The sequence below is a fragment of the Paenibacillus hunanensis genome, assembly GCF_034055775.1.
Classification (GTDB): domain Bacteria; phylum Bacillota; class Bacilli; order Paenibacillales; family Paenibacillaceae; genus Saccharibacillus; species Saccharibacillus hunanensis.
This window is the reverse complement of sequence record NZ_CP139194.1, coordinates 4,928,868-4,942,250: the sequence shown is the minus strand read 5'-3', so window position 1 is coordinate 4,942,250 and position 13,383 is coordinate 4,928,868. Positions and strand designations below refer to the sequence as shown.

General features: G+C 48.0%; 12 protein-coding genes. 4 read left to right on the top strand and 8 right to left on the bottom strand.

Annotation, left to right across the window (positions count from 1 at the left end; all coding sequences use genetic code 11):
- Nucleotides 1–104: 104 nt before the first annotated feature.
- The 6 genes from SK066_RS20020 to SK066_RS19995 form a co-directional block, all read right to left on the bottom strand.
- Nucleotides 105–1,274: an ABC transporter permease gene (locus tag SK066_RS20020; protein ID WP_320542783.1), complete on the bottom strand. Its 1,170-nt coding sequence runs from the start codon at nt 1,272–1,274 to the stop codon at nt 105–107.
- Entirely contained in the window at nt 1,271–1,960 is a 690-nt protein-coding gene (locus tag SK066_RS20015; protein ID WP_320542782.1) for an ABC transporter ATP-binding protein, read from the bottom strand. Before SK066_RS20015 ends, SK066_RS20020 begins: the two co-directional genes overlap by 4 nt.
- A gap of 1 nt (nt 1,961) precedes the next feature.
- Nucleotides 1,962–3,227, bottom strand: coding sequence for an efflux RND transporter periplasmic adaptor subunit (locus SK066_RS20010; RefSeq protein WP_320542781.1), 1,266 nt, complete (start codon nt 3,225–3,227; stop codon nt 1,962–1,964).
- 11 nt (nt 3,228–3,238) lie between these two features.
- Nucleotides 3,239–6,052 carry a hypothetical protein gene (locus SK066_RS20005; RefSeq protein ID WP_320542780.1) on the bottom strand — a complete coding sequence of 938 codons (2,814 nt, stop codon included), beginning with the start codon at nt 6,050–6,052 and terminating at the stop codon, nt 3,239–3,241.
- A gap of 420 nt (nt 6,053–6,472) precedes the next feature.
- Nucleotides 6,473–6,961, bottom strand: a complete 489-nt coding sequence (locus SK066_RS20000; RefSeq protein WP_250344940.1) for a DUF4334 domain-containing protein — start codon at nt 6,959–6,961, stop codon at nt 6,473–6,475.
- A 169-nt stretch (nt 6,962–7,130) separates the two neighbouring features.
- Nucleotides 7,131–7,418: a hypothetical protein gene (locus SK066_RS19995; RefSeq protein WP_188777411.1), complete on the bottom strand. Its 288-nt coding sequence runs from the start codon at nt 7,416–7,418 to the stop codon at nt 7,131–7,133.
- A gap of 223 nt (nt 7,419–7,641) precedes the next feature.
- Here SK066_RS19995 and SK066_RS19990 point away from each other — a divergent pair, with 223 nt between their 5' ends.
- Entirely contained in the window at nt 7,642–8,172 is a 531-nt protein-coding gene (locus SK066_RS19990) for a GNAT family N-acetyltransferase (protein WP_320542779.1), read from the top strand.
- Between the two features lie 302 nt (nt 8,173–8,474).
- Here the strand turns inward: SK066_RS19990 and SK066_RS19985 are convergent, their stop codons facing one another.
- Nucleotides 8,475–9,074 carry a rhodanese-like domain-containing protein gene (locus SK066_RS19985; RefSeq protein WP_320542778.1) on the bottom strand — a complete coding sequence of 200 codons (600 nt, stop codon included), beginning with the start codon at nt 9,072–9,074 and terminating at the stop codon, nt 8,475–8,477.
- A 193-nt stretch (nt 9,075–9,267) separates the two neighbouring features.
- Here SK066_RS19985 and SK066_RS19980 point away from each other — a divergent pair, with 193 nt between their 5' ends.
- The 3 genes from SK066_RS19980 to SK066_RS19970 all read left to right on the top strand — a co-directional run bounded on the left by SK066_RS19980 (nt 9,268) and on the right by SK066_RS19970 (nt 12,178).
- Complete coding sequence (locus SK066_RS19980; protein WP_320542777.1) at nt 9,268–10,179, top strand: LysR family transcriptional regulator; 912 nt, start codon at nt 9,268–9,270, stop codon at nt 10,177–10,179.
- A 187-nt stretch (nt 10,180–10,366) separates the two neighbouring features.
- On the top strand, nt 10,367–11,293 hold the full coding sequence (locus tag SK066_RS19975; protein WP_250344943.1) for a manganese-dependent inorganic pyrophosphatase: 927 nt from the start codon (nt 10,367–10,369) through the stop codon (nt 11,291–11,293).
- 426 nt (nt 11,294–11,719) lie between these two features.
- Nucleotides 11,720–12,178, top strand: coding sequence for an RrF2 family transcriptional regulator (locus SK066_RS19970; RefSeq protein WP_188777403.1), 459 nt, complete (start codon nt 11,720–11,722; stop codon nt 12,176–12,178).
- A 79-nt stretch (nt 12,179–12,257) separates the two neighbouring features.
- Here SK066_RS19970 and SK066_RS19965 read toward each other — a convergent pair whose 3' ends face one another.
- On the bottom strand, nt 12,258–13,220 hold the full coding sequence (locus tag SK066_RS19965) for a bile acid:sodium symporter family protein (RefSeq protein WP_320542776.1): 963 nt from the start codon (nt 13,218–13,220) through the stop codon (nt 12,258–12,260).
- Nucleotides 13,221–13,383: the final 163 nt, after the last annotated feature.

The following is a 13,383-nucleotide window of genomic DNA, read 5'->3' as shown; positions in this document are numbered from 1 at the left end:
TTTGAGCATTAAATGTGCGTTTACGGCTTTATTGTAGCATAGAATAGAATGCACAATAGGATAATGCTGTGCCCTGGTAGGTGTACCACTCCGCATCAATCGAATCAATCCGTACGCAGTGCATGGATCGGACGCAGACGTGCTGCCTTGTTCGCTGGAATAATACCGAACACCACTCCAATAATAAATGAAAAGGCAAACGAGATTACCACCATACTCCACGCATATTGAATCTGAAATGGTGTGAAATGCCCGGCAATCCATACGAGTCCGAGCCCTGTACCGATGCCAAAGCTACCGCCCAGCGTGCTCAGGAAGATCGATTCGATCATAAATTGCAGCAAGATATTGCCCTTTTTCGCTCCAATTGCTTTACGAATACCGATCTCGCGTGTACGTTCATTGACCGATACGATCATAATATTCATAATCCCGATCCCGCCGACGATCAGAGAGATGCCGGCAATACCTGCGAGGGAAGCAGAGAGCAGAGCAGTCGTCTTCTCTGCTGATTGGATCATCGCCTGCGCATCGAAAATATCAAAGCCGGATGGATCGCCAATTTTGGTAGTCAGCACCTGCTGTAGCTGTTCCTTGATCGCCGGAATATTTTGCGGATTGCGCGCCTTAACCTCGAAGGATTGAATCCCTTTTGTTTGCAAAAAACGCTCTGCGGTAGCTAGCGGAATGAGGATTTTATTATCATTGGAGCCCATCAGGCTATCGCCCTTTGCCTTGAGCAGTCCGACGATGGTAAAGGTATCACCATTCAGTCGAATATCGCGTCCAACCGGATCTTGCATGCCGAACAGCTTCGTTGCTGTCTCGGAGCCGATCAGGGCGACTTTTTGCCGATATTGATTGTCGATATTGAGTAGGAAGCGTCCGCGCTGTACGTGAAAGTCTTTGACGTATTCATACGCCGGTAATACACCCTCTACATTTGTATCCGTATTGCGATTGCGATTTTTGGCCGTGACACTGCCGGTAATGGTCGGCGATACACCGCCGACACCGGGGATATGACCAAGATCGTTCACTTCCTCTGGTGTCATGGAGGTGACCGCTCCATAGCCGAAAATATTCACAGACAACAGATCGGTACCCAGATCACCAAATTGATCGGTTACCTGGTTGTTGAAGCTGAGGCCGAGCGATACGATCAGAATAACAGAGGAGACGCCGATAATAATGCCCAGCATCGTTAGAAATGAACGTATTTTATTGCCGATGATGCTCAGTAGCGCCATGCGTATACTTTGAAAAAAGATCATGCTTCATTCCTCCGGTCCTCGGTCAGCAGCCCATTTTGAATGCGCACGACTCGCTTCGCCTGATCAGCGATATCCAGATCATGTGTGATCAAAATGATCGTATGCCCCTGTGCATGCAGCCCTTTGATCATTTGCATCACTTCACGCCCGGTATTCGTGTCCAGTGCACCGGTAGGCTCATCGGCAAGTAGAAGCGGTGGATCGCCAGCTAGCGCACGTGCGATAGCGACGCGCTGCTGCTGACCACCGGATAGCTGATTGGGGCGATGATGCATACGCTCTTCTAGTCCGACCTGCTCTAATGCCTGCACCGCTCGCGCTTTGCGTTCACGATGAGATAGACCGCGATAGATGAGCGGCAGCTCGACATTTTCCACAGCGGATAGCTTGGGCAGTAGATTGAAGCTCTGGAAAATGAAGCCGATCTTCTCGTTACGGATGCGGGCAAGTCGATTATCGGATAACTTGCGCACATTATGACCATCTAGCCTATAATCACCGCTATTGGACAGATCGAGACAGCCGATCATATTCATGAGCGTGGACTTACCAGAGCCGGAAGGACCGATAATCGCGACAAATTCTCCTTTATGCACGGTGAGCGAAATATCCTGTAAAATCGGCATCCGTTGTCCACCCATCATATAGCCGTGCGACATATGTTCAATCTGTATCAAAGGCTCCATCTTAGCTGGCACCTCCGCTACTGGAGCTATCGCTACCTCCCGTGCTGCTATTGCTTGTATCGCTACTTGTGCTGCCACTGCTTGTGGAGGAGCTATCCGTTGCAGCTGATGAGCTGGAATCGGTCGTAGTGGAGCTATCCCCTGTAAAGCCGCCTATTCCCTGATTAGCTGAATCCGTCGATGTACTCAGTCCACTCATATCAGAGGAGGGTAGGCTGACCAGCTCGCCTTCTTTTAGCCCTTTAATAATCTCGACCTGGCTCTGGTCGTGAATACCGACTGTAACGGGCAGCTCTTCTGTCGATGGGCTGGAGGTTGGTGCGGCTCCTGCGGTGCTATTGAGCTTGTTCACGACATACCGATTGCCCTGCTGGATGACCGATTCAATCGGCAATACCAGTATATTTTGCTTATGCTGTACGAGAATGCTTGCCTGTGCCGACATGCCTGCCTTGATCTCGCCGGGATCATCCAGATGGATCGTTACACCGAAGGTGGAAACGCCATTTTTGGCAGAGCCTTCATTGGCAATCGTGGACACATGGCCGGAAAAAGTCTGATCGGGTAAAGCATCCAGCGCAAGCGTTGCCTTCATGCCCTGACGTACCTTTAAAATGTCCATTTCATCCACTTGAATCGTAGCACTCAGATCACGATAGTTCACAATCGTAAATGCTTCGGCACCTGCACTGGTTGCACTGCCAGAGAAGACACTTACCTTTGTAATCGTGCCATCCGAGGGAGCGACAAGTGAAGCCGGAGGCGCTTGCTCCTTGAGTAGACGTGCAATCTCAGTCTGAGTGGTGGCGATGTCATCCTTTGCCTTTTCAATCGCCTGACGGGTGCTGTCCAGATCGGTCTGGGCGGCATTGTCCATCATTTGCTGCTTGTATTGCTCCTGCTTATCATGCAGGTCGGTTTGTTGCTGCTTGAGTGTATTTTGCTGCTGCGTTACGTCCTTGGTGTTATCCTTGGGCTTGTAGGTGATGAGCACCTGTCCTTTTTTGACGCGCTCGTTCAGTTTGCCCTTGACCTCGCGAATGGTGCCCTCCTGTTCGGTATAAACAACGGTCTGATTGGTTGCTTTGACAGCGCCAGAGCCTTTGATCAGGACGGTAATTTCGCCCTTTTGCACGGCGATGGAGGGGGTAGCATCAATCACCGTTTCCTGTACCTGCTTGGGCCATAAAAGGTAGACCGTAGCAGAGGCAGCAGCAAGCGCAACGACCACAGCTACAGTGATCCAGATTTTCTTTTTGTTATACATGAGAGCCTCCGTTATTTACCAGCTTGACTGCCGTTACTGGGATTGTTGTCATTTCCTTTGTCAGAACCAGAACCAGAACCAGAACCAGAACCAGAACCAGAACCAGAACCAGAACCAGAACCAGAACCAGAACCATTGCCTGTTCCGCCGGTAGATGGTGTATTGCCATTCCCCTGTGACGAGCTGGTAGGTGGAATAATGATTGCAGCGTAGTCGATAGGGTAGCTCTGCGTACCGAGCAATATGCGTTCGCCCTGGAATTCGTCGTATACATTAATGGTAAAGTTACCGCCGGTGCTTGTTTTGTACGTATTGCTTGTCAGGGAAAGTGAGTACGGAATCGACTTACCAATGGTGAGATCCGTTCCTGGTGCAAAGCTCTTCTCCTGAATGCGACCATTCTGATCGACCCATTGCAGCACCAGTGTATGTCCATATGTGCCCATCGTGTACGTATTGTCTTTGCTCAGGCTATACGTCATATTAATCGCAATCGTATCCTCGCCTTGATTGAGCGTTCCGGTTGCACCGTTAATGGCGAAGCGATACGGGAACAGATCCATCTCACTGCTTGCACTTGTAGCAACTGGTGCTGGTTGTGGACGAAGGGTGAGCTCAGTCGCATTAATATAGCCAGTTGGTGCGGTGCCTGTTGCAGCCATTTTGCCATCGGTAATTCCTTCACCGATCACGAGTGTCAGATCAGCGGTGCTCACCGAAGCAGGGAGCTTGGCAGATACATTGATCAGACTCTTGCCGTCCGGGCCGATTGCTTGCTCAGGTTGTACAACAGTGGCTTCATAGTATTCGTTATCTTTTGTTTTGTAGTAGGCGACGAGACGAGATGATGCGGAACTGCGTTTTTCTTCATTTTTCATATCCAGCTCGGTATATACGATCTTCTGGCTATTTTCGCCATAGGTGAGTGTACGGCGTTCCTTGATTTCAGCCTTTTTACCATTCGTCTGAATATGGAATGATGCCCCGCGAGCAATACGGGCAACAGCAGAATCAGGTTGTCCGATCGTAAGCGCTAGGAACGGATTGCTGTTATCCAGTGTGGACGATGTGGTCTTGCCTGAGTTGTCCGACGATGAATCCGCAGCTGGAGCCAGCTCCAGCTTGAGCTGATCCATATCGATCCCTGTATCAAAATGAGCGACTGCATAGTAGACACGGCTCTCGCCAGCGCCAAGTGAACTGTCATTATTTTCAGGAATAAGCTGAATCGAGCGACTGATCCGGTTATTTTGTGTTTTCATCCAGCCGCCAAGTGCAGGCAGATCAATGGAGGAAGCACCTGCATTATGCAGACGAAGCTTGGTAACGACGATATCATCGGTTGTCCATGGCAGACGCTGTACCGATTCAACCGTAGCGCCGAAGCTGCCATAATTGTTATCAAACGTATACTCGGTCTGGATCGACTGACGCTGCTCCTGCTGGTACGGAATCATATAAAAGGCGGTCGGTAAAATAATCGACGTACCGGTACGTGCCGTTTCCGTTGCTTGGGCACCGCTCGTATTGCTATCCTGTGCTACTGTTGCAGCAGGCTCAATCAATTGCAACTGAAGCTGTTGCTGCTTGAGCTGTAGCGGAACTTCGGCAGACAATTGGACGAGCTTTTCCTCCAGTGGCTTCAGTGTCAGGCTGGAAAAGGCTTTGGTTGTAATAGGGAATGTATAGCCCTCAGATGAACGAATCGATGTCTCATAAGCGGGTAAGATGATCGTTTTATTGCCTGTATTTTTTAAACGGAATTGCAGTGTCCATGCCGCCTTATCGCCACTGGTCGACATGCTGGCAGCGCGCAACTGTGTATCGATCGTCGTTCCGTCAATCGTGAGCTTGCGTGACTTGGCAATTGGGACGATCAGACTGGAAGCACTGGCAGCAGGCAGCTTAAAGGAAGCGACAGGCAGCTCCAGACTGGTCGTATTGGAGGTGGCGTCACTTTTGCCATCTGCTGCGTTATTCGTTTGTGTAATCTGCATTACCAGCTTGTTTGCTTGGAGTGAATCAGGAATAGCAGCCACGTAATTCACACTGCTGGTCTCGCCAGGCTGAATATCTAGCTTGCGACTTGTCTGATCCAGTGCAAGCTCATAGCTAGCTCCGCCTGCGGATTGCAAATACGCCGTGTAGGGCAGTGAGCTTAGGACTCCGCTTCCCAGATGCGTCAAATTGACCGTTAGACGTGCATAGCGCTTGCCATTAAAATTCACAATCTGTAGCTGCTGGGTCTGTAGCTTGAGCGGTGTACCACTAACGGTAACCTTTTTGCTCTGTCCGGACGGAATAGCAGCGGAATAGCTGGCAGGAATCGTAAACGTACCGAGCTTCTTTTCATAAGACGAGCTATTAAAATCCCAGCCGTACATGGCAATCTTACTAGCAGCGACGGCATTCTGATTCTGTACGCGTACATAATACGTGATCGCCTGACTGCTACCTGCGGCGATTGTGATACGATCCTTATCTTCGGGAACAGGAACACCTTTAACAAAGCCATTTTGCGAGGTATAGGCGCGTGAGAAGGAATTGACTAATTTATAGGGATTGGAGGTTTTATTGGTGTAGGTGAGTGTGTAGGTTAATACACCACTCGTATTCCGTGCGGAAAGCTGGATATCCGTCAGTCGGACGCTAACGCCGGATTGGAGTGAGATGGTCGGTAAGGATGCAAGCGTGCGATTCGCTGTGGTGTTATTCTGTGTAGCAGAGACATTGGCGGGAGCCGCGAGCGCGACAGGCACGCCGGATAGGCTATTAGCTGCTACTATACCAGCAAGCAGCATGAGATAAGCGGGGTACTTCTTCATTCGTTTTCCTCCTGATTCTGGTCTATGTAATATCTATAGAGGTAGTGTAGATCACGAAGATAAAGTTCCCATAAATAAAAGGGTGCTGATTCTATCCAGAGCTTAAACGAAGTTTAAACTTTTTATAAACTGGTGGCTGAATTGCTTTTCGTTGGTGGATCAAGTGCTGTTCGTAGAGAGCATAAGAGGAGGGCAATCTTATAGGTATGCCAAAAAGCGCAGCTACTCATGCACTCGCAGCTACGCTTGTTTATGTCTATTTCAGTTGTGATATTATTCGATTCATACAGATGATCGTATAGGTGTATTCTATTTCAGATTTGATCCGTATCGATGCGAGTGAATTCAATCCATATTCGTACCATACCATATCCACACCATACAATTTTATAACAGCACCTAGCCCCGTTTGCCTTCAACTCAACCGAGCTTTTTCAAATAAAAGAAATACGGCTCCGTATTGCCCTTCATATCCATATAGCCCATCAGCACATCAGGGCTCACACGGCGAAAATGATCCATAATTGGCAAGTGATCATACAGCAGTGTAGCTGTAATGCGACCACGATGCTCGACCATCCGCAGACGACCTTCTCCGCCATCGCTCGGGATAATCTTCATTTTATCAAAAATGCGACCCGGATCGGCAGCGAAAATATTACCGTTACGCTTGTAAAAGAGCAGGGGATCAACCTGGTTCACGGAATGAAAAGCTTTGCCGTACCAGTGTAAATTCTCTAATGCACCCTCCATTGGATGCCCGGTATGCAGCTCAAAGCCGCGCCATACGCCCATCATGTCATCGAGTTCGACTGCATCCAGCTCATCGTACAGATCAAAGGCTTCCTGTGGAGAGATACGTTCCTGATACGTCATACTCCAAAATTGTGGTTCCAGTGTTTCCAGCATAGAAGCGCCCCCTTATGAAATTGGCATCCAATACTCGAATCGCAGATAATTGTAATTAACAGGTAAAAAATCCTGATAATTCATTATAAGGCGAAAGAACCATTTGTGAAACGCTGACATTTTAAAAAACAGGAAAAATCCACTGTCTTCTTCATTCTTGTCCAGTACTCTATTCTACCCACAAAGCGATATAAATAAATCCTATAACCACAACAACCGGAATTAAAATAGCCAACAGATAGGAATATCGCACAAATGGAATACTAAAATATTCTTTAATCCGATCCCAATCGCTTCTCAAATCGTCCTCATTCACATAAGGCTGGTTTTCCTTATGACCTTTTAAATTATGTATAAACTGCTCTAGTAAATGCTTTTGCTCCATTTCGCTGTATTGCTTGAGTGAGCTGCTAAACTGTTTTTGTAGCTCGTCTACTTCCTTAGATAGATCGTCCATAGGTAGCCTCCTATTTTTCATTACTATGACAAAGCATTTCAGATGCAATAGATACAAGCCTGTACAATGTAAGCTTAACTCAAATGGGCACTACAGGTCATATGATTATAAATTTTACCCCAGATGCGATAAGCTAGTATAAAATAGCGTAAACTTCTGTGTATATAAGTAACTATCTCTGTAGATAACTAAGTACCCGATACAATCAAAGGAGTGATTCAGCATGCAATTCAGTACAGATAGACTTATTATTCGCGAGATTGTAGAACAAGATTGGACATACATACACCAGTACACTACCCTACCTGAAGTGACAATACATACAGCATGGGGACCAAATACAGAGGCAGACACACGAGGCTATGTGCAGGACGTCATCCAGATGCAGCAAGCGAATCCACGAACAGGCTATGAATGGGCGATTTGCCGAAAAGAAGACGATATGCTCATCGGTGGAGCAGGTCTGCATATTATAGAATCCACGAATGCCGAGCTAGGCTATGTGCTGCATCCTGCCTATCAGGGTAGGGGCTATGTAACGGAAGCCTGTAATGCTTTATTACAGCTAGGCTTTCATGAGCTGGGTGTGCATCGCATCTTTGCCAAATGTCGACCGGAAAATACGGCATCGGAGAAGGTGATGCAGCGCATCGGGATGAAGCTGGAGGGAAGAATGAGAGAGCACTGGTTGTACAAGGGGGCGTATCATGATTCGCTGCTGTACTCGATATTGCAGCATGAATTTGAAGGTTGAGGAAAAATAGATAGCGAACGATAACAAGCTGCTATGTGGGGACATAGCAGCTTGTTGCTTATGAAATATAACTGTTGCTTACTACGAAAGATGACTTTATTTTGCTGTGTTCATTGTCTGGCTGTAATTGTTATATCTTTGGCTAGATATTCTGTTCTTTCACTCTACAATCTATTCAGAAACGTTAAATAGTAGTTAGAATTGTAGCCCCTTTTTATGCTCCTGTACGCAGCAATTGCGAACGGCTTACTGAAATTCTGTTTCATGTAGTGACGAGCAGAGCAGCCTCCCACTAAATCCCATTAACGAACCTGATCCGGCATACGCCAGTGCAGTGGTGCCTGTTCTTTTAAACTACCTTCCAACGAGCCGCCCTCCAGCCGCCAGTATTCCATACCGCCAAGCAGCTCCTTCACGCGAAAGCCAAGACTGGCGAGCGTAGCCGCTGCCTTGGTAGCGCCATTACATGCAGGTCCCCAGCAATACGTCACAATCGTCTGCTCGCGATCCCAATCCGCTGTCGTCTGTGTATTAATCTGTCTGCCTGCTAGATGGATCGCCCCTGGAATATGACACTGCTCGTAGGCAACGGCATCGCGCACATCTAACAAACGAAATGAGATAGCACCCTTGTGCATATCCGACATCACATCGGCCACATCCGTTTCATAAGCAGCGCGCATTGCAAAATACGATGCCGCCTGCTCCGGTGGGGCTGCGGGGGTATGGAGTACAGCAGAATAACGAGGTGTAGCTTGAGTCATATTCATCACATCTCCTCTGATCAATTGATAATGGATATACGATTTATTGTACGTGATCGAATCGATGCAGCTACGGTGATAAGTCTGATGATTGCTATCGATCTGATCGATAATGCAACCATCAGTGTACATGTACATCGTTATCGCTCCTATGTATGTATCTGATCATCCTATCTATAATCGTCATGTATAAGCTTGTACTACGTAAGATTATCGCCAGCTTCATACGCACGACTCTATTCCAATAGACCATTGCGCTCTGATCCGTATCGAGTGCATAATAGTACATCACAGGTACACCAATCGATGACGGATAGCAGGAGGAAGAGAGATGGAACTGCTCTATTTGCGCACATTTTGCGAGCTGGTCAAATGGGGAACGTATACACGCACAGCGCTGGAACTGGACTATGCGCAGTCCAGCATCACGAACCATATCCAGCGCCTGGAGCAGCTATATGGGGGGCAGCGTCTGCTCGTTCGCAGTGGGAATCAGGTGGTGCCTACAGCAGCCGGAGAGCAGCTCCTTCCCTATGCTCGGCAAATGCTAGAGCTACAGCAGGCGGCACATCAAGCATTGCAGGCACCATGCCAGCAGGAGGATATACTGACCATCGGAACGATCGAATCGCTATCCCTCTATGTGCTGCCCGAGCTGCTGGAGCAATTTCGCGCCCAGCAGCCTGATTGTAAGGTACGGATTGTCCTTGCTTCGGAGTCGGAGCTACTTCTTCAGCTACAGCAGGGGAAGATTAATGTCGCACTCATACTGGATGTTCCGGTGCAAGAGGATGGCATGAACACAGCGATTCTGTTTGCCGTGGACATGATGGTATTGCTGCCAGAAGGACATGAATTAAGCGAACAGGCAGGTATAGCGGCTATGGATTTACAAGGGCATCCGCTTATTTTGACAGAGGAAGGCTGTACGTATCGGGCGTATTTGCTGCGTACGATGCAGGAGGCGGCAGTTAAGGCAGATATTCGCTGGGAGATGGCAGGCATGGAATCAATTCGGCAGGCGGTTGATAAGCGCTGGGGGATTGGTTTTCTGCCACAATATGTGGTGCAGGGAATGGGCATTCAGCAGGGCAGCACAGAGGGCATTCAGTTACTACCGTGGGTACAGCCAGATATGAATCTGTACACACAGCTACTCTACTCACCCCAATCGGGCAACATAGTAGAATCCTTTGTCCGGTTAAGCCGTCTCCGACTTGCTACAGGATCAATGATACGCTAGTCCGCTCGGAGCGATACTGCTCCTATGCTGCTGTAGCTATAAATGGATCGGGTTAAATTTGTTAATTCCTATAAAAATAGTAAGAATAAACTTCATTTTAATTTGGAATCAAGGTATACTATTGAAGAAAACGGGCAAAGTAAGATATACTTTTCCCGCAAACCTATATCATTAAAGGAGTGTCATTATGCCACAGGTACTGGTTTTTGGCCATAAAAATCCCGATACAGACACAATCACATCCGCAATCGCTTATGCAGCCCTGAAAAAAGAGCTGGGCGTGGATGCTGAGGCTGTTCGTCTCGGCGAAGTGAACGGTGAAACACAATATGCACTGGATTATTTCAAAGTAGCTGCACCGCGTCTGGTTGACAAAGTGAGCGAAGTGAAGGAAGTTATCCTCGTCGATCACAACGAGCGCCAGCAAAGTGCTGACGATATCGATCAAGTTACAGTTACAGAGGTTATTGACCACCACCGGATCGCTAACTTCGAAACAAGCGCTCCACTGTACTATCGCGCAGAGCCAGTAGGCTGCACAGCGACGATCCTGAACAAGCTGTACAAAGAGAACGGTGTAACAATCACCAAGGAAATCGCTGGACTGATGCTGTCTGCGATCATCTCGGATTCCCTGCTGTTCAAGTCCCCAACCTGCACCGATCAAGACGTAGCAGCAGCGCGCGAGCTGGCTGAAATCGCTGGTGTAGATGCAGAGAAATACGGCCTGGATATGCTGAAAGCAGGCGCTGATCTGAGCGGCAAAACACCAGCACAGCTGATCTCTCTGGATGCAAAAGAATTCCAGATGGGCGATGCAAAGGTTGAAATCGCACAGGTTAACACCGTTGAAATCAACGATGTACTGTCCCTGCAAGCTGAACTGGAGCAAACAATTCAAGGCGTTATCGAGCAAAAGGGTCTGGATCTGTTCCTGCTCGTCGTTACAGATATCCTGAACAATGACTCTGTCGGTCTGGCACTGGGTAAACGTCAGGATGTTGTAGAAGCAGCATACAATGTATCTCTGAACAACAACACTGCACTGCTGAAAGGTGTCGTTTCCCGTAAGTCTCAGGTTGTTCCTGTACTGACAGAAACGTTCACCAAGTAATTCATACTTAGATCACCGCTGTCGCCCCAGCTATACCGAGTCATATCGACATGGATAGCTGGTATCGCAGTCAACCAAAAGGCTGTTCCGTTGAAGCACACGCTTCGTGATCGGGACAGCCTTTTTAGCTACGAATATAGCTTGAACGCGTATACGTCAAATCATACGTAGAAGCGTGAAGATCGATGAACTTTAAACTCTACTTTAGCTTATAAGCATGATTCAATTCCCGACACACGATCCTGAATTGAAAAGTGCAAAAGGGTGCTCTGCTGGAATCTTTTGAAAGTGATCGGAATGAAGCATATAAGCATATAATTGTGCGTGAACCTATTATTTGCCGAATTGTAGAAAGTACAAATTAGTGTTGCTTTAACTTAATCGCTGAGCTAAAATCTGAGATGAGGAAAGAGAAGGGGGAAGGTTATGACTGCATCTAGAGCCAGATCAATTGGTCCTGCACGATTCAACACCGCTGTGCACGCCCTGGCAGGCCTTGCACACAATGGAGGCACCGTATCAAGCTCAATCATCGCTGCACAGGTTCAGTCACATGCGACATTTTTACGTCGTATTCTGGCGACGCTAGCTAGTCACGGCATTGTCGATACGCGTGAAGGAAGAGATGGGGGCTATTCGCTGCGTATACCAGCAGATACATTAACACTGGCAGACATTTATCAGGCCATTCGTACCGAAGAACAAGGGCGCGAGACGTTCAAAACAAGCTGTGCACCATTGAGCGATGCACTGAGCAGCGTAATGCAGGATGCGGAAGGACAGGCGATTGAATATTTGAGAAAATATACACTGTCCGATCTGTTGCATGATGCCAGTAAACGCAAAAAGCAGGACGCGAGTCAGCAAGCCCAGATGGCGGATTAAGTTCAGCTATAGGCGCAAAACAACAAAGCTCTGACACCACATGGGTACATGTGGCATCAGAGCTTTGCTTGCTATGCGCTTAGACAGCTGGAGGATTCTGTTGCTGGGCTTGACGCTTTTGCTCACGCCGTGCAAACCAGGTGGCAAGCAGAGAGCCGGAAATATTATGCCATACGCTAAAGATTGCGCTCGGTACAGCGGCAAGCGGATTGAAGTGAGCAGCAGCAAGGCTGGCGCCAAGGCCAGAATTTTGCATGCCCGTCTCAAATACAATCGCTTTGCGCTTCGCTGGACTCATACCGACGAGACGGGCAAAGCCATAGCCGAGCGCATAGCCCAGACCATTATGCAAAATCACAACTGCAAAAATCAGCAAACCGGATTCCACAATATGCGTTTTGTTGAGCGCGACGACGATCGCGACGATCAGTACAATCGCCAGTGTAGAAACGAACGGTAACGTCACTGCTGCTGCCTCCGCCTGCTTGCGGAACAACGCCTTCACGATGACGCCCAGCACGATCGGAATGATCACAACTTTTAAAATATCGAGAATCAGACTGCTGGCGCTCACATTCATCCATTGACCAGCAAGCAGAGAGATCATCGCGGGTGTAGCCAGCGGAGCGATTAAGGTCGATACCGAGGCAATGGATACGCCAAGTGCAACATCGCCTTTGGCGAGAAAGGTCATCACATTGGAGGCGGTACCGCTTGGGCAGCAGCCGACGAGAATCACACCTACTGCAATATCAGGTGGAAGATGTAGCCCTACCGCCAGTCCATAAGCGAGCAGCGGCATAATAATATAGTGACCGATCACACCAAGTGTGACATCGAGTGGACGGCGAAACACTTCACGGAAATCCGCAGAAGATAGCGTTAGCCCCATACCGAACATAACGATGCCGAGTAAAAGTGAGATTTGTCCTTTTAGCCCTGTGAACCATTCAGGTAGTAGGAAGCCTAATAATGCAAAAAGAATCACCCAGACAGAGAAGGTATCCCCGACAAATTTACTTGCTTTAGCGATTGAATTCATGATGATCGTACCCCTTCGTCTATCTTTTTGTTGTTATAGCGAGCTTGAAACGCTCAGAAAGCCTATGGTTCATGCTCTATTACTGTGCAGTGCCAAATAACAGTAAGAAACATTTTACACTAAAAAACCTGACATAACTATGGTTCTAAATCCAGAAAATTGG